Annotated in this window: 22 protein-coding genes and 1 pseudogene; 14 read left to right on the plus strand and 9 right to left on the minus strand. The window is 57.1% G+C overall.

Going from position 1 to position 19,110, the window contains the following annotated elements:
- Positions 1-26: 26 nt before the first annotated feature.
- From paaK to paaY, 3 genes are all read left to right on the plus strand, one after another.
- A complete protein-coding gene (gene paaK / locus ACOTWU_RS14700; RefSeq protein ID WP_017384511.1) occupies positions 27-1,343 on the plus strand; it encodes a phenylacetate--CoA ligase PaaK in 1,317 nt (438 codons plus the stop codon).
- A gap of 133 nt (positions 1,344-1,476) precedes the next feature.
- Positions 1,477-2,412, plus strand: a complete 936-nt coding sequence (gene paaX, locus ACOTWU_RS14705) for a phenylacetic acid degradation operon negative regulatory protein PaaX (RefSeq protein ID WP_039270818.1) — start codon at positions 1,477-1,479, stop codon at positions 2,410-2,412.
- Between the two features lie 9 nt (positions 2,413-2,421).
- Entirely contained in the window at positions 2,422-3,027 is a 606-nt protein-coding gene (gene paaY / locus ACOTWU_RS14710) for a phenylacetic acid degradation protein PaaY (protein WP_006810541.1), read from the plus strand.
- Between the two features lie 42 nt (positions 3,028-3,069).
- Here paaY and ACOTWU_RS14715 read toward each other — a convergent pair whose 3' ends face one another.
- Complete coding sequence (locus ACOTWU_RS14715; RefSeq protein ID WP_040117609.1) at positions 3,070-3,705, minus strand: helix-turn-helix domain-containing protein; 636 nt, start codon at positions 3,703-3,705, stop codon at positions 3,070-3,072.
- Between the two features lie 202 nt (positions 3,706-3,907).
- Between ACOTWU_RS14715 and ACOTWU_RS14720 the strand changes: the two genes are divergently transcribed.
- Positions 3,908-5,884 carry an alkyl/aryl-sulfatase gene (locus tag ACOTWU_RS14720; protein WP_040117610.1) on the plus strand — a complete coding sequence of 659 codons (1,977 nt, stop codon included), beginning with the start codon at positions 3,908-3,910 and terminating at the stop codon, positions 5,882-5,884.
- A 57-nt stretch (positions 5,885-5,941) separates the two neighbouring features.
- On the opposite strand, the gene ACOTWU_RS14725 is transcribed toward ACOTWU_RS14720, so the two are convergent.
- Positions 5,942-6,694: a hypothetical protein gene (locus ACOTWU_RS14725; RefSeq protein ID WP_017384508.1), complete on the minus strand. Its 753-nt coding sequence runs from the start codon at positions 6,692-6,694 to the stop codon at positions 5,942-5,944.
- 1 nt (position 6,695) lies between these two features.
- Positions 6,696-6,893, minus strand: coding sequence for a hypothetical protein (locus ACOTWU_RS14730; RefSeq protein ID WP_003857318.1), 198 nt, complete (start codon positions 6,891-6,893; stop codon positions 6,696-6,698).
- 257 nt (positions 6,894-7,150) lie between these two features.
- On the opposite strand from ACOTWU_RS14730, the gene ACOTWU_RS14735 reads away from it, so the two are divergent.
- The 8 genes and pseudogenes from ACOTWU_RS14735 to ACOTWU_RS14770 all read left to right on the plus strand — a co-directional run bounded on the left by ACOTWU_RS14735 (position 7,151) and on the right by ACOTWU_RS14770 (position 13,024).
- Positions 7,151-7,585, plus strand: coding sequence for a nuclear transport factor 2 family protein (locus ACOTWU_RS14735; RefSeq protein WP_017384507.1), 435 nt, complete (start codon positions 7,151-7,153; stop codon positions 7,583-7,585).
- Positions 7,582-8,301, plus strand: coding sequence for an SDR family NAD(P)-dependent oxidoreductase (locus ACOTWU_RS14740; RefSeq protein ID WP_040117612.1), 720 nt, complete (start codon positions 7,582-7,584; stop codon positions 8,299-8,301). The genes ACOTWU_RS14735 and ACOTWU_RS14740 overlap by 4 nt, the downstream gene beginning before the upstream one ends.
- A complete protein-coding gene (locus ACOTWU_RS14745) occupies positions 8,298-9,557 on the plus strand; it encodes an NAD(P)/FAD-dependent oxidoreductase (protein WP_023303690.1) in 1,260 nt (419 codons plus the stop codon). The genes ACOTWU_RS14740 and ACOTWU_RS14745 overlap by 4 nt, the downstream gene beginning before the upstream one ends.
- A 1-nt stretch (position 9,558) precedes the next feature.
- The gene (locus ACOTWU_RS14750; protein ID WP_023296566.1) at positions 9,559-10,281 is read left to right on the plus strand and encodes a DUF1365 domain-containing protein; all 723 of its coding nucleotides are present in this window, start codon (positions 9,559-9,561) and stop codon (positions 10,279-10,281) included.
- A complete protein-coding gene (locus ACOTWU_RS14755) occupies positions 10,278-11,498 on the plus strand; it encodes an SAM-dependent methyltransferase (protein ID WP_126499234.1) in 1,221 nt (406 codons plus the stop codon). Before ACOTWU_RS14750 ends, ACOTWU_RS14755 begins: the two co-directional genes overlap by 4 nt.
- A complete protein-coding gene (locus tag ACOTWU_RS14760) occupies positions 11,495-11,980 on the plus strand; it encodes a DUF2878 domain-containing protein (protein ID WP_040117615.1) in 486 nt (161 codons plus the stop codon). The genes ACOTWU_RS14755 and ACOTWU_RS14760 overlap by 4 nt, the downstream gene beginning before the upstream one ends.
- Positions 11,977-12,494 (plus strand): annotated as a pseudogene (locus ACOTWU_RS14765) (hypothetical protein). Before ACOTWU_RS14760 ends, ACOTWU_RS14765 begins: the two are co-directional and overlap by 4 nt.
- The gene (locus tag ACOTWU_RS14770) at positions 12,491-13,024 is read left to right on the plus strand and encodes a DUF3833 domain-containing protein (protein WP_032653483.1); all 534 of its coding nucleotides are present in this window, start codon (positions 12,491-12,493) and stop codon (positions 13,022-13,024) included. Before ACOTWU_RS14765 ends, ACOTWU_RS14770 begins: the two are co-directional and overlap by 4 nt.
- Here ACOTWU_RS14770 and ACOTWU_RS14775 read toward each other — a convergent pair.
- Both ACOTWU_RS14775 and ACOTWU_RS14780 read right to left on the minus strand, forming a co-directional pair.
- Positions 13,021-13,479, minus strand: coding sequence for a DMT family transporter (locus ACOTWU_RS14775; RefSeq protein WP_045341552.1), 459 nt, complete (start codon positions 13,477-13,479; stop codon positions 13,021-13,023). The genes ACOTWU_RS14770 and ACOTWU_RS14775 overlap by 4 nt on opposite strands.
- A 4-nt stretch (positions 13,480-13,483) precedes the next feature.
- Positions 13,484-13,918, minus strand: a complete 435-nt coding sequence (locus ACOTWU_RS14780; RefSeq protein ID WP_003857304.1) for a DMT family transporter — start codon at positions 13,916-13,918, stop codon at positions 13,484-13,486.
- A gap of 98 nt (positions 13,919-14,016) precedes the next feature.
- Here ACOTWU_RS14780 and ACOTWU_RS14785 point away from each other — a divergent pair, with 98 nt between their 5' ends.
- Entirely contained in the window at positions 14,017-14,949 is a 933-nt protein-coding gene (locus tag ACOTWU_RS14785) for a LysR family transcriptional regulator (RefSeq protein WP_045341554.1), read from the plus strand.
- A gap of 3 nt (positions 14,950-14,952) precedes the next feature.
- Here ACOTWU_RS14785 and ACOTWU_RS14790 read toward each other — a convergent pair whose 3' ends face one another.
- The gene (locus tag ACOTWU_RS14790) at positions 14,953-15,981 is read right to left on the minus strand and encodes a methionine synthase (RefSeq protein ID WP_003857302.1); all 1,029 of its coding nucleotides are present in this window, start codon (positions 15,979-15,981) and stop codon (positions 14,953-14,955) included.
- Positions 15,982-16,006: 25 nt separating this feature from the next.
- Complete coding sequence (locus ACOTWU_RS14795) at positions 16,007-16,981, minus strand: DUF1852 domain-containing protein (RefSeq protein WP_039272119.1); 975 nt, start codon at positions 16,979-16,981, stop codon at positions 16,007-16,009.
- 168 nt (positions 16,982-17,149) lie between these two features.
- Here ACOTWU_RS14795 and ACOTWU_RS14800 point away from each other — a divergent pair, with 168 nt between their 5' ends.
- Entirely contained in the window at positions 17,150-17,689 is a 540-nt protein-coding gene (locus tag ACOTWU_RS14800) for a DUF2058 domain-containing protein (RefSeq protein WP_003857300.1), read from the plus strand.
- A gap of 7 nt (positions 17,690-17,696) precedes the next feature.
- Here the strand turns inward: ACOTWU_RS14800 and ACOTWU_RS14805 are convergent, their stop codons facing one another.
- Positions 17,697-18,383, minus strand: coding sequence for an RluA family pseudouridine synthase (locus ACOTWU_RS14805; RefSeq protein WP_015570578.1), 687 nt, complete (start codon positions 18,381-18,383; stop codon positions 17,697-17,699).
- A 90-nt stretch (positions 18,384-18,473) separates the two neighbouring features.
- On the minus strand, positions 18,474-19,079 hold the full coding sequence (gene azoR / locus ACOTWU_RS14810) for an FMN-dependent NADH-azoreductase (protein WP_015570577.1): 606 nt from the start codon (positions 19,077-19,079) through the stop codon (positions 18,474-18,476).
- Between the last annotated feature and the right edge of the window lie 31 nt (positions 19,080-19,110).

The raw sequence follows: 19,110 nt of genomic DNA on the forward strand, positions 1-19,110 counted from the left end.
GCGAACAATAATGTGAGTACCCTGCGATGATAAATACAACAAAGCTTGATCCGATCGAAACCGCGTCCATTGATGAATTGCAGGCGTTGCAGACCGCGCGCCTGAAGTGGACGCTGCACCACGCCTACAACAACGTTCCGATGTACAAACGCAAGTTTGATGCCGCGGGCGTTCACCCTGACGATTTCACCGAGCTGGCGGACCTGCAAAAATTCCCGTGCACCACCAAGCAGGATCTGCGCGACAACTACCCGTTTGATACCTTTGCGGTGCCAATGGAACAGGTGGTACGCATCCATGCCTCGTCGGGCACCACCGGAAAGCCGACCGTGGTGGGGTATACCCAGAATGATATCGACAACTGGGCCAATATCGTCGCCCGTTCCCTGCGCGCCGCCGGGGGCAGCGCGAAGGATAAAATTCACGTCGCTTACGGTTACGGGCTCTTCACCGGCGGGCTGGGGGCGCACTACGGTGCCGAGCGTCTGGGAGCGACGGTGATCCCGATGTCCGGCGGCCAGACGGAGAAGCAGGCGCAGCTGATCCGCGATTTCCAGCCGGATATGATCATGGTGACGCCGTCTTACTGCCTGAACCTGATTGAAGAGCTGGAGCGTCAGATGGGCGGCGATGCCAGCGCCTGTTCCCTGCGCGTCGGCGTGTTTGGCGCCGAGCCGTGGACGCAGGCGATGCGCCGCGAAATTGAAAAACGGCTGGGCATTACCGCGCTGGATATCTATGGTCTCTCCGAAGTGATGGGGCCGGGCGTGGCGATGGAGTGTCTTGAAACCGCTGACGGCCCGACCATCTGGGAAGATCACTTCTACCCGGAGATCGTCAACCCGAATGACGGCACGCCGCTGGCCGACGGCGAGCAGGGTGAGCTGCTGTTCACCACGCTGACCAAAGAGGCGCTGCCGGTGATCCGCTACCGCACCCGCGACCTGACGCGCCTGCTGCCGGGCACCGCACGCACCATGCGCCGGATGGATCGCATCAGCGGGCGCAGCGACGACATGCTCATCATTCGCGGGGTTAACGTCTTCCCGTCACAGCTGGAAGAGGAGATCGTTAAGTTCGAACACCTTTCGCCGCACTATCAGCTGGAGGTGAACCGCCGCGGGCATCTTGATTCACTTTCGGTGAAGGTCGAGCTGAAACAGAGCAGCTTAACGCTGACCCATGAACAGCGCTGTCAGGTGTGCCATCAGCTGCGTCATCGGATTAAATCGATGGTGGGGATCTCAACCGACGTGATGATCGTTAACTGCGGCAGCATTCCGCGCTCCGAGGGTAAAGCCTGCCGGGTGTTTGATTTGCGTAAAGTGGCAGCCAACGGTTGAATTTCCCTCACCCCAGCCCTCTCCCAAAGGGAGAGGGTGTATTAAGTTCCCTCTCCCTTTGGGGGAGGGTTAGGGTGAGGGTACACCCCAGATTCGTATGCTATGATTCATCCACGAAAAAAATAACAACAGAATGAATCACATGAATAAACTTGATGCCTTTATCCAGCACGCAGTCAGCTCTGTTCCCGTCAGCGGAACGTCGCTTATCTCCTCGCTGTATGGCGACGCGCTTTCCCATCGCGGCGGAGAGATCTGGCTCGGCAGCCTGGCGGCCCTGCTGGAAGGGATGGGTTTCGGGGAGCGCTTTGTGCGCACCGCGCTGTTTCGCCTCAACAAAGAGGGCTGGCTGGACGTGTCCCGCATTGGCCGCCGCAGCTTTTACCGTCTCAGCGACAAAGGGCTGCGCCTGACCCGCCGTGCGGAAAGCAAAATCTACCGCGCGGAGCTGCCCGCCTGGGACGGCAAGTGGCTGCTTCTGCTGTCAGAAGGGCTGGATAAAACCACGCTGGCCGATGTGAAAAAACAGCTGATATGGCAAGGGTTTGGCACATTGGCACCGAGCCTGATGGCCTCGCCGTCGCAGCATCTGGCGGACGTACAGTCGCTGCTCCACGACGCGGGCGTGGCGGAAAACGTCATTTTCTTTGAAGCCCATTCGCCGCTGGCCTTGTCACGCGCGGCGCTACGATCCCGCGTGGAAGAGTGCTGGCAGCTGACCGAACAAAACGCGATGTACGAAACGTTTATCAACTCGTTCCGTCCGCTGCTGCCACTGCTGAAAGAGGCGCCGCCTGAGGATTTGACCCCGGAACGCTGCTTCCAGATCCAGCTGTTACTCATTCATTTTTATCGTCGCGTGGTGCTGAAAGATCCGCTGTTGCCGGAGGAGTTACTTCCTGCGCACTGGGCGGGACAGAGCGCGCGACAGCTGTGTATTAACATCTACCAGCGCGTGGCGGCGGGAGCCCTGGCGTTTGTCAGTGAGAAGGGGGAAACCTCCGTGGGCGAGCTGCCCGCTCCCGGCACGCTTTATCACCAGCGTTTTGGTGGTCTGAATATCACATAAGGAGAGGGTATGCCTGTTTATCAAATTGATGGTCTGACGCCGGTCGTGCCTGAAGAGAGCTATGTTCACCCGACCGCGGTGCTGATTGGCGACGTGATCCTCGGAAAAGGTGTTTACGTGGGCCCTAACGCCAGCCTGCGCGGTGATTTTGGCCGGATCGTGGTGAAAGACGGCGCGAACATCCAGGATAACTGCGTGATGCACGGTTTTCCGGAGCAGGACACGGTGGTGGAAGAGGACGGGCATATCGGCCACAGCGCGATCCTGCACGGCTGCATTATCCGCCGTAATGCGCTGGTGGGGATGAATGCGGTCGTGATGGACGGGGCGACGATCGGCGAAAACAGCATCGTCGGGGCGGCGGCGTTTGTGAAGGCCAAAGCGGAGATGCCTGCGAATCACTTAATTCTTGGCAGTCCGGCGAAAGCGATTCGTGAGTTAAGCGCGCAGGAAATAGAGTGGAAAAAGCAGGGCACGCGGGAGTATCAGGTACTGGTGGATCGCTGTAAGCAGACGCTGCATCAGGTGGAGCCGCTGCGGGAAGAAGAGCCCGGACGCAAACGGCTGGTCTTCGATGAGAATTTACGGCCCAAGTCGGCTGGCCGAGATAAATAAGGCCGTTCGTTCCCGCATGTTGCTCAAGGCGTGAAGATGAGCTTAATACGCTTCCGGCAGGGGCCGGTCAATCGACACCAGCTTCCCGCGCTTCATGGTGATATAGCCCCCGGCTTTGAGATCTGCCAGCACGCGAAAGACATGCGTGCGTGACAGGTTAGTGCGCTTAATGATAAACAGCGCCAGGCCCTCATTCTCTCCCGTGTGGGTCTCCTGCCGATAGAGATAGCGGTACAGCATCGGTTTTATGGTCTGGTAGCTGGTGACCTGCCTGCGTTCATTGTGCAGGTCGATGGTGAAAATGGACATGTAGGTCAGTATGGTGGCCAGCGCCTGCATGCGCTCAGACCCGCCCCCGAAAAATAGCTGGTCGAAGTCGGCCCAGGCTATTCTCACCAGCTTCACCTTTGCACTGCTGCGATATTCATACTTCGCCAGTGGACAATACCTTTCCATTAACCCTATCGGCATATACTCGATAGTATTGCCAATATTTAGGCCATCATCAGGCATTAATATTGTCAGCGATCCTTCAGTGCAAAAATAGATATAGCCAGGCTCGACGGTGAATTTTTTATTTGCGGCAACGGTTAAGGCCTCGCCTTTACAAAGCATGTGCGGAAAGAATTGCCCAATATTGAGTTGCTGATAATAGGTATGGATATCCTGAAAATTCACGCTAAGCCTCTCCCCGCAACGTCTGCCGTGGTAACGAGTATAGCAGCAATAGCCCCCGGATTACGAACCGATAAATAACCAGTCCCATATGGGACTATGATGAGAAAGTATTCTGATTAGAATGGTCGTCAATGAGTTCGCATTAAAATTATCCGCCAACAGTAAATATCCAGGCGGCGCAATTAATCTATGAGGCCATTCAATGAAATTAACCCTAATTGCTAAACATCTGGCGCTTGCCGGTGTGTTAACGTCGCTGTCGCTTTCCGCGTTTGCGGAAGTGCAGCCGCAGGATGCCACTGCCACAACCCGGCAGGCAAATAACGCCCTGTATAACAAATTACCGTTTGCCGATAAAACCGACTTTGAGAACGCCCATAAAGGTTTTATCGCCCCGCTGCCACAAAACATGATTAAAGGCGAGCAGGGGAACGTTATCTGGAACCCGGCGAAATATGATTTCGTGAAAGAGGGTGAAAAAGCCCCGGATACGGTAAACCCGAGCCTGTGGCGTCAGTCACAGCTGATCAACATTGGCGGGCTGTTTAAGGTCACCGACGGCGTGTATCAGATCCGCAATCTCGATCTCTCCAACATGACCATCATTGAAGGCGAGAAGGGCATCACCGTTATCGACCCGCTGTTAAGCGCTGAACCGGCGAAAGAAGCGCTGGATCTCTACTATGCAAACCGCGGCAAGAAACCGGTCGTCGCTGTGGTGATCACCCACAGTCACGTCGACCACTACGGCGGCCTGCGCGGTGTGGTTGACGAAGCCGACGTGAAGTCCGGCAAAGTGAAGATCTACGCCCCGGAAGGCTTTATGAAAGAAGCGGTTTCCGAAAACATTATGGCCGGGAATGCGATGAGCCGCCGTGCGAGCTATATGTACGGCAACCTGCTGAAGCCGGATGCGAAAGGCCAGGTGGGGGCGGGTCTTGGCACCACCACCTCTGCGGGTACGGTGACCCTGATCCCGCCGACCAACTACATTACCCATACCGGCCAGCAGGAAGTGATTGACGGGCTGACCTACGACTTTATGATGGCGCCGGGCTCAGAAGCCCCGTCCGAAATGCTGTGGTATGTCAAAGAGAAGAAAATGATCGAAGCCGCAGAGGACGTGACCCATACCCTGCACAACACCTACTCCCTGCGCGGCGCGAAAATCCGCGATCCGCTGGCCTGGTCTAAGTACATCAACGCCGCCATTGAGCGCTGGGGCGCGGACGCGGAAGTGATTATTGCGCAGCACCACTGGCCGACCTGGGGCAACGAGAATATCGTCAAGCTGATGAAAGGCCAGCGCGATATGTATCGCTACATCAACGACCAGACCCTGCGTATGGCAAACAAGGGGCTGACCCGCGACGAGATCGCCGCTGAATTTACACTGCCGGAATCGCTGGAAAAACAGTGGGCGAGCCGCGGCTATTACGGTTCCGTCAGCCACGACGTCAAAGCCACCTACGTGTTTTATCTCGGCTGGTTCGACGGCAACCCGGCTACCCTCGACGAACTGCCGCCTGAACAGGCTGCGAAGAAGTTTGTGGAATACATGGGAGGGGCCGATGCCATCATGCAGAAAGCCAAAGCTGACTATCAGCAGGGCAACTACCGCTGGGTGGCGCAGGTGACCAGCAAAATCGTCTTCGCCGATCCGCAGAACACTGCGGCACGTAATCTGGAAGCCGACGCGCTGGAGCAGTTAGGTTACCAGGCGGAAGCGGGCACCTGGCGTAACTTCTACCTGACCGGCGCGCAGGAACTGCGTAATGGCGTGAAGAAGCTGCCGACGCCGAACACCGCCAGCCCGGATACCGTGCGGGCGATGACCCCGGAAATGTTCTTCGACTACCTGGGCGTGCACATCAACGGGGTGCGGGCCGGTAACGCGAAAGCGGTCTTTAACATCGATCTCGGTAAGGATGGCGGCAAATACAAGCTGGAGCTGGAAAACGGCGTGCTGAACCATACCGCCAACGCGCAGGCGAAGGATGCTGACGCAACCATCACCCTGGACCGCACCACGCTGAACGACATCATCCTTAAGAAAGAGACGCTGAAGCAGGCGATGGACAAGGGTGACGTCAAGGTGAGCGGAGACAGAGCGAAGCTGGAAGAGATGCTGAGCTACATGGACACATTTGACTTCTGGTTCAATATTGTCACGCCATAAGTTTAGCGTTCATCCTGGTTAATCCTGGCGCCTTATTACGATAAGGCGCCATTTTTTTCATTCACGCATCGCCAGCGCGCTGGCGCTTGCCGGATCGAACAGCGAAATACTCTCGATCTGATCCAGCATGATCACTTTGCGAAAATCCATGGCGCTTTTGGGCTCCGAATCGAGCGTAATGTCATGCTCGGCATACCATTTGCTGTAGTTATGTTCGATACAGAGCTGCATGTTCTTCCCGTCACGGTAGCCGCTCAGCATCGGAATAAGCACGATATTGGCCGTTTTTTCATACTCCAGCGTGGCGGTATGGATCATGCCAATATAGATCCGCCGCGATTTCAGCGTGACGTGCGCCAGTTCACCTTCCTCCATGCACTGATAGAGCAGTTGTTCAATCCCGCTCGACTGCGCCAGCCGCTTGTACAATTTTTTCCGGCCATCGCCGTCCAGCCGCGCGCTTCCGGCCCAGTTCGATCGGTAGAGACAAAACAGGATCGCGAAGGTCAGCATCACCACCACCGGGGCCTGAATCCCCAGGAAGCTCCAGTTCATAAAATCAATTTGCCAGTCGGCATATTTTGCTGACGTGAAATGGAACGTGTTATCGGCGGCGGAGAGGGCGAACAACAGCAGCCACAGCAGGCCGGTGGCGATCACCCCCTGAAGAACAAAAATACAGCCATACAGCGCAACAAGAAAATAGACGTCCCAGCCAAAGGATCGCTTGATTTTAAACCGTGTTGAGAGGTCGCGGCTGGTGTACCAGTACCCGCATACCATCAATACCATGAATATTGCCGTTCCCATTTCAGGCCCTCTTCAGCGCGTTGACATGGCGCAGAAAGTCCTGCCGTACTTCGTGGCTTTTGTAGTTAACCGAGGCGTTTCCATCCTGATCGATGATGATGCGGTCGCCATCCTCTACGGCTTCGATAATTTCCTGGTGACTCATGACCTGCAACAAGGATTCCGGGCTGGAAAAGAGCGTCATCAGTAAATGTTTCATCGCGTGACATCCTTATGAATTAAAAGGATAAGTCTGGAAGATAAATGGCACCTTTGCCTTAAGGTTATCCCTAAAAAAACGGCAGCCTGGCGGCGAAATTCATATTTTTCACAAAATGGTTGTGCGTGGTGATATTCCATGTAACTGAAAAATAATAAGAATAAAAAATATATCTGCGCAAACTTGGACAAATAAAGTTAATTGTGTAAGTTTAATTATGCGATTCCGCTACGTTGTTTACACCCAGGATGTGACCCATGAGCACGTTGCCGTCCGTCATCAGTCGGTTCGTTGATTACTACGCCACGCTGGATACCCAGCCACCTTCGGCGCTGGCGGGGATTTATCGCGCCGATGCCACGCTTATCGATCCCTTTGGCGAACACAGCGGGGTGTTCGCGATTCAGCGCTATTTCACCCATCTGCTGGCTAACGTCCAGCACTGTCGCTTTACCGTCGATGCACCGTTGCAGCAGGGCGATCGCTTTGTTGTCACCTGGATGATGCACTGGTCGCACCCACGTATCGCCGGGGGGGCAATGCGCCAGCTGCCGGGCTGCTCCGTGGTAGACATGCGCGACGATCGCATTGTTCGCCAGCGGGATTACTACGATGCCGGAGAGATGATTTACGAACATCTCCCGATACTCGGCTGGGCCGTGCGCGGCGTGAAGCGAAGAGTGAAATCATGAAAACGGTTCTGATCACCGGCGCAAGCTCGGGCATCGGGGCGGGGCTGGCGAAATCTTTTGCCGACGATGGTTACCGGGTGATTGCCTGCGGGCGCGATGCGCAACGTCTGGCAGCCGTGCATCAGCACAGCCCCAACATTACGGTGCGCCTGTTCGATATGACAGACAGGGACGCCTGTCGCCAGGCGCTGGCGGACTGTACTGCCGACACGGTGATTCTCTGCGCCGGAACCTGCGAGTATCTCGACCGCGGCGAGGTGGATGCCGAGCTGGTGGCGCGGGTCATGACCACCAATTTCATCGGGCCGGTAAACTGCCTTGCGGCGTTGCAGCCGCAACTGGTATCTGGCAACCGCGTGGTGCTGGTCAGTTCGATGGCGCACTGGCTTCACTTCCCGCGAGCCGAAGCGTATGGCGCCTCTAAAGCGGCGTTAACCTGGTTTGCCGACACGCTGCGCCTCGACTGGGAACCGAAAGGGATTGCCGTCACGGTCGTTTCACCCGGTTTTGTCGACACGCCGCTGACCCGCAAAAACGATTTCCCGATGCCGGGCCGGGTCAGCGTGGGGGACGCCGTCCACGCTATTCGTCGCGGTCTGGCAAAAGGGAAGGATCACATCGCGTTTCCCGCCGGGTTCAGCCTGGCGCTGCGCCTGCTTTCCGGCCTGCCCGATGTACTTCAGCGCGCACTGCTGCGCAGGATGGTGCGACCATGAAAATCGCAATTATCGGCAGCGGTATCGCCGGGTTAACCTGTGCCTGGCGGCTCGCCGGACATCACCAGGTTACGCTGTTTGAGGCGCAGGCCACGCCGGGCGGCCATACCGCAACGGTGGATGTCGACACGCCGCAGGGCAGCTTTGCCATCGATACCGGTTTTATCGTCTACAACGACCGCACCTATCCGCGCTTCATGGGGTTGCTCAGCGAGCTGGGCATCTGCGGGCAAAAAACGCAGATGAGCTTTTCGGTGCACAACCCGCAGAGCGGGCTGGAGTACAACGGGCACACGCTGACGTCGCTGTTCGCCCAGCGACGTAATCTGCTCAACCCGGCTTTCTGGACGCTGCTGAAGGAGATCGTGCGCTTTAACCGGCTGGCGAAACAGACGCTCCGGGGCGAAGTCGATGGTTCCGCCACGCTGGAAACGTTCCTGCGCCAGCACCGTTTTACGCCCTTTTTTGCGCGCCACTACATCCTGCCAATGGGGGCGGCTATCTGGTCGTCGTCGCTACAGGAGATGAAACGCTTTCCGCTGCCGCTCTTTTTACGCTTTTTTGAAAACCACGGTCTGCTGGACATTACCCATCGTCCGCAGTGGTACGTGGTGCCAGGCGGCTCCAGGGAGTATATCCGCGCGATGCTGGATACGCTCGGCGATCGCCTGACGCTGCACCTTAACGCGCCGGTGCAGCAGGTTATTCGCCACGATCGTGGGGTTGATATTGCGCGTGAGGGCGTAACAGATACTTTTGATCAGGTGATCTTCGCCTGCCACTCCGCTCAGGCGCTGGCGATGCTCGCCAGCCCAACGCAGGCTGAACGCGAGGTGCTGGGGGATATCGGCTGGCAGCGTAACGAGGTGGTGCTTCACCGCGATCCGCGCTGGCTGCCGGTGCGCGAACGCGCGTGGGCGAGCTGGAACTACCGCCTCAGCGAGCAGGATCAGGCCAGCGCCTGCGTCACCTACAACATGAATATCTTGCAGGGACTGCCGCCGGGTAGCCCGCTGTTTTGCGTCACCCTCAACCCGGAAACGCCGGTGGAGGAACGGTTTGTGCTGCGCCGCTTTGTCTATGAGCATCCGCTTTTTAACCCGCAAAGCTGGCAAGCTCAGGCCCGGCGAGGCGAAATAAACGGTCGCCAGCGGAGCTGGTTCTGCGGCGCGTACTGGTACAACGGCTTCCACGAAGATGGCGTGCGCAGTGCGCTGGACGTGGTCAACGCTATCGCGACCGGGGAGGGCAACTGAGATGAACAGCTGCCTTTACCACGGTACATTGCGCCATCGTCGGCTTGCGCCGAAAGCGCACCACTTTACCTACAGCGTGTTTATGGCCTGGCTCGATCTGGATGAGCTGGACGCGCTGCCCTCTGTCGGCGTGCGTCGTAACCGCGTTGCGCCCGCGGCATTTTATGATGCGGATTACCCGCTGGGCACGCCGCTCAAAGCGCGTGTCCTTGAGCGTCTGGAAAATCTGACCGGCGAACGTCCGGCGGGGCGGGTCATGCTTCTGACTCAGCTGCGCTATTTCGGTTTTCATTTCAACCCGGTCAATTTTTACTACTGCTATGACGGGGAAGACACCCTGCGCTGGGTTCTCGCCGAAGTCCGTAACACGCCGTGGAATGAACGACATTACTACGCGGTAGCGGGGCGGGACGCCCCGCCGACGGAGAAAGCGTTTCACGTCTCGCCCTTTAATCCGATGGATATGATCTACCACTGGCGCTTCAACAGCCCGGACAGCACGCTGCGCATGCATATCGAAAACCATCAGGAGACGAAGGTGTTTGATGCCACCCTGACGCTGCGCCGGGTCCCGCTGACGCGCACGGCGCTGCGTTCGCTGCTGGCGCGGATCCCGTTGATGACCCTCAAAACCGTTTTCGCCATTTACTGGCAGGCGCTCAGGCTGTGGCTGAAGCGCGTACCGCTGCATAACCATCCCCTCAGCAGGAGTGAACGCTCATGACCAATCCCGTCTTTGCGCTTGAACCCGATATCCCGCGCAACGTCCGCGTCGCGCGATGGTTGCTCTTCCGCCTGCTGAATGGCCTGCACGGTGGCTCGCTGACGCTGCGTGAAGGTGCGCAGACGTTCCAGTTCGGCGACGCTTCCGCCGCGCTTCACGCTGAGGTGCAGGTACTTGCTCCGGGCGTCTACTGGCGCATTTTAACCGGGGGCAGCCTCGCCGCGGCACAGGCGTGGATGGATGGCGACTGGGAGACGCCCCACCTGACGCCGCTGCTGGAGCTGATTGCGCGCAATAGCCAAATCCTCGGAAAGCTGGAAAAAGGGTTTCGCCTGCTCGGGAAACCGGTGGAGCGGCTGCGGCACTGGATGCGGCGCAACTCCCGCGCGCAGGCGCGGGAAAATATTGCCGCCCATTACGATCTGGGCAACGCCTTTTACGCCCATTTCCTTGATGAACATCTCCTGTACTCCAGCGCGCTGTTTAGCGGGGACGAGCAGGATCTGACCGCGGCTCAGCAGGCGAAAATGGCGAGGCTGTGCGACCAGCTGGCGCTCACGGCAAACGATCATCTGCTGGAGATTGGCACCGGCTGGGGGGCGATGGCGGAATATGCCGCCCGTCATTACGGCTGCCGGGTGACCACCACCACGCTGTCGCAGGAGCAATACCACTGGGCCACCGCGCGTATCGCCCGGGCAGGGTTGCAGGATCGTGTTGAGGTGCTGCTCTGCGACTACCGCGATCTGACCGGGGTCTACGACAAGCTGGTGTCGGTTGAGATGATTGAGGCCGTCGGTCAACGCTACCTGCCAACATTTTTCCGCACCTGCCAGGCGCGTCTGCGTCCAGGCGGGCGGATGGCGATTCAGGCCATCACCATTCAGGATCAACGCTATCGCGACTACAGCAAAAGCGTCGATTTTATTCAGCGCTACATCTTCCCCGGCGGCTTTTTGCCCAGCATCACCGCCATGAATGAACTCATGACCCGCCATACCGATTTTGTGGTGCGTAACCTCTTCGATATGGGGCCGGACTACGCCCGCACGCTGGCGCACTGGCGTCAGCGGTTCGTTCACGCCTGGCAGGAGATTGAAAAGCTCGGGTTTGATGACCGTTTCCGCCGGATGTGGCTGTACTACCTCGGCTACTGTGAAGCCGGGTTTAATGCCCGCACCATCAGCGTGGTGCAGCTGACTGTGGAACGCGTATGAAGCGCTACGGGCAGGTATTTCTGTTGGCCGTCGGGTTTGATCTCTACTGGACGCTGGTGGTGCTGTTTCGCGAGCAGGGGCTGGTCATCTGGATCGCGCTGGCGGTGCTTGCCTGGCTGTTGTTACCGCCATCATACCGGATATACGCCCTTGTGCTGGCGGCGTCGGGCGCGCTGCTGCACGCTCTCTGGGCGCTGACGGGGCTGATTGCGTTCACGGGCGCTTCTCTGATGCCGCTATGGATGGTGGCGCTGTGGCTGATGTTTGCCACCGTCTGGACGCAACTGACCCGCACGACCACCTTGCCGGGCTGGTTGCTGACGGTGCTGGCGACCCTGGGCGGGCCGGTGGCCTACCTGATCGGCGAGCGTCTGGGGGCCATTACGTTTCAGGAGCCGACCTTTATCGTCGTCAGCTGGATGTTCCCCGGCTGGCTGGTGCTGATGCTGTTTTTCCACCTGTTAATAGGGAGACGACAATGAGAAAGCTGGTACTGATGCTCGCGTTGTTCGTCTTCACCTGTACCGTGCAGGCGGCAGAGTGGCTGAGCTGGCGCAAGGTGGGCGACGCCACTCTCACCTGGGGGCCATTTACCGTTTATAGCTCTCAGCTTCTGACGCCCGACGGCCGCTATACAGGGTTAGACGGCGATAATGCGCTGATTATTACCTATGCCCGGGACATCGATGGTGACGACCTGGTTGAGGCGACCCGCGACCAGTGGCAGGGCATTTTGCAGCAGGAGCCGCAGAGTGAAGCCTGGCTGCGGATGCTAAAAGCGCTCTGGCCCGACGTCATGCCCGGCACGCAGCTCGCGTTTGTGGTTAATAACGGCCAGGGGCAATTCTGGTATCGCCCCACGGCGTCGCAGAAAAAATTTACGCCACTCGGGCCACGCCAGACGGCAGCGTTTAGCTCACGCTTTCTGGCGATCTGGCTCGAACCCGTACCGAGTATCCTGAACTGCGTCAGCAGTTAATCGGAGGACCACAATGAAACGTTTCCTGTTAATGGCGCTTGCCCTGACGATGCTGGTGGCCGGATGTAGCACCGAGGTGACAGAGTATCGTCAGCAGCAGCCACGGCTTGATATTTTTACTTACTTCCAGGGGAAAACCGAGGCGTGGGGGATGGTGCAGGATCGCAGCGGTAAGCAGATCCGTCGTTTTCACGTCGAGATCGCCGGGGATGTTATCGGCGATACGCTGACCCTGAATGAACATTTTGTCTACGATGACGGCGAGAAGCAGCAGCGCGTCTGGCATATCCGCCGCGTTGGGCAGAATCGCTATGAAGGCACGGCGGGTGACATAGAAGGTGTCGCGACAGGCCAGGCGGCGGGCAATGCCCTTAACTGGCGCTACAGCATGAACGTGAAGGCGGACGGTAAAACCTGGCTGCTGCACTTTGATGACTGGATGTATTTGCAGGACAGCACCCGTCTGTTTAATAAAACCGAGATGAAGAAATTTGGCGTCACCGTCGCCACGGTGACGCTGTTCTTTACCCGCAAAGAGGGCGGTTAATCCTCTTCGGGCTGAGGTTTACTGCTTGAGTAGATGAAGAAGAGCGCAATACTCAGGCAGGCGACGGCCCCGAAACGGCTCACTGAAAACGGAATGGCTTCATTGTTCAGCCAGCCAAAGTTATCAATCAGCATGCTCATGGCCAGCTGGCCCAGGATAACCGCTACCGTGGCAACGGCGGTCCCGATGCGCTGCACGGCGAGCACCATAATCACGATATAGGGCACGCCGCACAGGGCCCCCAGAAGCTGCCATTTGGGCACATCCATCAGGCTGACCGCCTGTTTCGGCTCAAAAAAGAAGATCAGCAGGGCGGTCACCAGCGCGCCGACGGAAAACGTCAGAAACGCGCTTTTAAATACCCCCACGCTGCTGCCTAATTGCCCGTTAATAGCAGCCTGAATGCTCAGCGTTGCGCCGCCAATCACCGCCAGAATAATCATAATCACTGTCATAACGTTACCCCTGCGCAACGAGAATGAGCGCGGCGATGATAAATCCCAGCGCAATAATGCGTTTTGTATCGATCCTGCGGTGCGGCGTACCCAGCAGGCCATAGTGGTCGATAATCAGGCTTTTAAAAACCTGGCCTGCCAGAATGCCGATCATCGTCATGGCAATGCCGATCGCAGGCGTGGCAATGGTGAGAATGATGACGTAAACCGGGCCGAGCACGCCACCCAACAGGTGCCATGAAGGCTGCGCAAAAAATGAGGGACTGTTGCGCGGGCTGAAAAACAGCATCAGCAGAAACGTCAGCCCCGTTCCCACGCTGAATATGCTGAACGCCGCCCACAGGTCGCCCACCTCTGCGCCCAGCGGCCCCAGCAGCCCGGCTTCCACGGACAGCCCCATGCCGCCGGCAATCACCAGTAAAATTAAAATAATGTGCATAACGCTTTTTCTCCTTTTTCCAGGCGGAGAAGATTACGTCTGAACATCATTGAGAAAAATGCCATAATGCAGGAAACACCTTTGCAGGAAATGCATTAATGATGGATGCCGGACATATCAGCATTCGCGCGCTGCTGATCTTCATCGACGTTTATGAAACGCAGAATTTTTCCGTGGTGGCGAGGCGGGAAGGGATTTCTGCGTCGCAGGTCTCACGCGTGATCCACCAGCTTGAGGACGCCCTCGGGCAACAGCTTTTCTACCGCAACACGCGGGCGATTATGCCCACAGAGAGCGGGCATCTTTTTGTGCGCTATGCCCGGGCGATGGCCGGAAATCTGGAGGACGCGCGACGCGAGCTGGATGAACGCGCCCGCGAGCCGTCGGGCACGCTGCGTATCAATGGCCCGGTCTTTTTCGGACAGAGGCACATCGCGCCGGGCCTGCCGGGGCTTCTGGCGCGTTACCCTCGTCTTTCCATCGAACTGACCCTTACCGACGATTTTATCGATCCGCACCGTGACGCCGCGGACGTTATCTTCCGCATCGGCGCGCTGACGGACTCCTCGTTTCACGCCCGGGTGTTCGGTCAGCAGTTCTACCATCTGGCGGCCTCGCCGGACTATCTGCGAAAACATGGCGCGCCCGAGGGGCCGGACGATCTCAGCCGTCACCACTGTCTGGTTTACCGCGGCTCGTCCGGGCCTAACCGCTGGCTGATCCGGCAGCCGGGCGAGGCGTGGGTTCACTATCCCATCGTACCGCTGATGACCTCCAATAACGCGGAAACGCTACTGATTGCGGCGCTGGGCGGCATGGGCGTTGTGCTTTTCCCGGACTGGATGGTGAGCGAACGGCTCAAAAGCGGTGAGCTGGTGGCACTGCTGCCGGAAATGGAGTGTTCAATTAATACGGAGCCACTGACGATTGCGGCGATTTACCCGAACGCGCGTCATCCGCCCCTGAACGTCAGGGCGGTGATTGATTACTATATTGAGCGATTCGGTACGCCACTGTACTGGCAAACCTGAAGGTTAGCGGGCAAGCTCGCGACGGATAATGTCAGCCCCGGCGCTTAACGCCTTCAGCTTACCGTTGGCGACCTGGCGGGAAAGGGGGGCCATACCGCAGTTGGTGGACGGATAGAGCTTGTCTGCATCAACAAACTGCAACGCCTTGCGCAGCGTATCGGCCACTTCTTCCGGCGTTTCGATGGTCTGGGTGGCCACGTCAATTGCCCCGACCATCACTTTTTTACCGCGGATAAGCTCCAGCAGATCCATCGGCACGCGCGAGTTGTGGCACTCCAGCGAGATGATATCGATCTTCGAGGTCTGTAACTTTGGAAATGCCTCTTCATACTGGCGCCACTCGGAGCCGAGCGTCTTTTTCCAGTCCGTATTGGCTTTGATGCCGTACCCGTAACAGATATGTACCGCGGTTTCGCATTTCAGCCCTTCAATGGCGCGCTCCAGCGCGGCGATACCCCAGTCATTCACCTCGTCGAAAAAGACGTTAAAGGCAGGTTCGTCAAACTGAATAATGTCGACGCCGGCCGCTTCCAGCTCGCGGGCCTCCTGATTGAGAATTTTAGCGAACTCCCAGGCCAGCTTTTCGCGGCTTTTATAGTGGGCATCGTATAGCGTGTCGATCATGGTCATCGGGCCGGGCAGCGCCCACTTGATCGGCTTGTCAGTCAGCTGGCGCAGGTATTTAGCGTCGTCAACAAACACCGGCTTCTGGCGCGCCACCGCGTCTACCACGGTCGGCACGCTCGCATCGTAACGGTTACGGATGCGTACCGTCTGACGGTTCTCAAAATCCACGCCGCTGAGATGTTCAATAAAGGTGGTGACAAAATGCTGGCGGGTTTGTTCCCCGTCGCTGACGATATCAATCCCGGCGCGAATCTGTTCATCCAGAGACAAACGCAGCGCATCCTGTTTCCCTGCCAGTAATTCCTCGTCCTGGAGTTTCCACGGCGACCAGAGCGTTTCCGGCTGCGCAAGCCAGGTGGGTTTCGGCAGGCTGCCAGCCGTTGATGTCGGGAGCAATGTTTTCATAAAAGAACCTTTTATCCGTATTAAATTAAAGCGTGAAGTGTTGAGACCACTGCTCAAGAAGGGTTTTATAGGGTTTGATAAACCGCTCTTCGGTATATTTACCCTGTTCAATGGCCAGCCGGCTGCGCTCTTCACGGTCATAGACGATTTTGGTTAATGAGTGATCCTGCTGATTCAGGTCAGGCTGATAGCACTGTCCCGCAGCGGAATTGGCATTGTAAATTTCTGGTCGATAGATCTTCTGGAACGTCTCCATGGTGCTGATGGTGCCGATCAGTTCCAGATTGGTGTAATCACGCAGTAAATCGCCGGTGAAGAAGAAGGCAAAAGGCGCGACGCTGTTTTCCGGCATGAAATAGCGAACCTTCAGGCCCATCTTCGCGAAGTACTGTTCCGTTAGCGACTCGCCGTCCGGCTGGTACTCATAGCCCAGCACCGGGTGGTGGTTACCGGTACGACGATAGGTGTCTTTGCTGGAGACGCTCAGGCAGATCACCGGCGCTTTTTTGAAGTTCGCCTGATATTCCGCAGAATGAACGAAGCTTTTAAAGATATTGCCGTGCAGCTCGCCAAAATTTTCGGGGAGGGTGAAGCGGGGCCGATCTTTATTATGCTCGAGCAGCAGGACGCTGAAATCATAGTCACGAACATACGATGAGAAGTTATTTCCGACGATGCCTTCGATGCGCTCGTGGGTTTTTTTATCCACGATCGTCGTTTGCAGAATTTCGATGGCCGGGAAAGTAAAATCGCCGCCGATATTCATATCGACAGAAATAATCTCCAGCTCGACGGCATAGCGGTCAGCTTTCGGGTTATCCCAGCTCGCCAGCGCGTTAAAGCGGTTGTTGATCATCACCAGCGTATTGCGCAGGTTCTCCTGACGCTTCTCGCCACGCGCCAGGTTGGCGAAGTTGGTGGTGGTACGCGTGTTTTCTGACGGGTTATAATTTTCATCAAAGCAACTGCGCTTAAGGGTAAATGTGAAAGCCTGACTCATTTGGTTATGCATCCTAAGTTCATGTTGCCGGAACGTTATCAATGCATAATTTATGCCTGAGCCACTGGCGCAGGGGAAGTGACTTAATTTCACTGCAACATGAGGGTTCTTCATGAACTGCGCGATTCAGGTATAATCCCCCGACATTTCCAACCGGTTTAAACGAACATGACAAAACTCACCCTACAAGAGCAGATGCTGAAAGCGGGCTTAGTCAGCAGTAAAAAGATGGCGAAGGTCCAGCGCACGGCGAAAAAATCCCGCGTCCAGGCTCGCGAGGCGAGAGAGGCTGTTGAAGAGAACAAGAAAGCCCAGCTGGAGCGTGATAAACAGCTGAGCGAACAGCAAAAACAGGCGGTGCTGGCAAAAGAGTTCAGGGCGCAGGTGAAGCAGCTGATTGAGATGAACCGCATCACCGTGGCGAAGGGCAACATTACCTTCAACTTTACCGACGGCAACCTGATCAAAAAAATCGAGGTCGATAAGCAGACGCAAACCCAGCTGATCAACGGCCGTCTGGCGATTGCCCGACTGGTGATTAACGCGAAGGGCGACTGTGATTACGCGATTATCCCGGCGGTAGTGGCGGATAAAATTGCCCAGCGCGATGCGGACAGCATTGTGCTAAACAGCGCCCTGAGTCAGGAAGAGCAGGACGAAGACGATCCGTACGCAGACTTCAAAATCCCTGACGATTTAATGTGGTAATCCCCGCTCAGAACGGCGCGGCGTGACGGGCGTTCATCGTCTCGCCGCTCAGCGGATGAATAAAATTCAGAGCGCTTGCATGCAGCATCAGCCGGGGCGTTTCTTCCGCCCCCGGCCATTCCAGACCACCATACAGATCGCACCCCAGAATAGGGTGGCCTAACTGCTGGCAGTGAATGCGCAGCTGGTGGGTGCGCCCGGTCTCCGGGGTAAGCTCAACCCGCGTCAGCGGCATTGTCGTATCCTGGTAAATACGTTCCACCACCCGATAGCGCGAGCGAGCGGGCTTACCGGTGCGGGCACAGATCGTCATCAGCGGAAACAGCGCCGGATCTTTGGCAATCGGCGCATCCACGGTCCCTTCGTCCTGTTCCACATGTCCGCACAGCAGGGCGGTGTAAACCTTGTTCACGGCGCGCTGACTGAACTGGTGGCAAAGCGCGGCGTTGATCGCTTTGTTACGCGCAATGACCATCAGACCCGAAGTGCCAAAATCAAGACGATGCACCAGCGTGCAGCCGGGAAAGGTTTGAACAAGACGGTGGTGGACGGAATCGAGGTTTTGCGGATTTTTCCCCGACAGGCTGAGCAGACCGGAAGGTTTATTGATCAGCAGCAGATGCTCGTCCTGCCAGAGGATCTCAATGTCGTCGTGACAGGGTGGTGCAATAAACGTATCGATAATGACAGACATCAGGCCGCCGGGCTGGAGAGTGGGTGCGGATGATAACGAAATACGGGGGAAAAGAAAAACCCTCCCACCGGGCGGTGAGAGGGGGAAAACTTAGGCAGCGACCAGGCTGTCGATAGCGGCTTTCGCGTCGGTCTGCGCTTTGGTGGCCACTTCCGGGCCGTAAGCGATACCTTCAGCGAACACGAAGTTCACGTCGGTAATGCCGATGAAGCCCAGGAACAGCGTCAGGTACGGTGCGACCAGGTCGGTAGGGGTATCTTTGTGAATACCGCCGCGGCTGGTCAGTACAACCGCACGCTTGCCTTTCACCAGACCTTCCGGGCCGTTCTCGGTGTAACGGAAGGTTACGCCAGCGCGCGCCACCAGGTCGAAGTAGTTCTTCAGCTGGGTAGGAATGTTGAAGTTGTACATTGGGGCGTTGATCACGATAACGTCGTGCGCCTGCAACTCAGCAATCAGCTCGTCGGAGAGCGCCAGGGCTTCCTGCTGACGCGGGGTAAGAGGCGCATCGCTCGGACGCAGCGCGCCAACCAGCTCGCCGTCCAGCACAGGAATTGGGTTTGCCGCCAGGTCACGCACGGTGATTTCATCCGCGCTGTGCTGTTCACGCCACTGTTCAACGAAATAGTCAGACAGCTGACCAGACTGTGAATACCCTGCCAGAATACTGGATTTCAACACTAATACTTTGCTCATGGGAAATTCCTGTTTTGTATTTGATTGAGGG

This window comes from Enterobacter cloacae complex sp. GYL001 (assembly GCF_049237125.1).
GTDB classification, from domain to species: Bacteria; Pseudomonadota; Gammaproteobacteria; order Enterobacterales; family Enterobacteriaceae; genus Enterobacter; species Enterobacter hormaechei_C.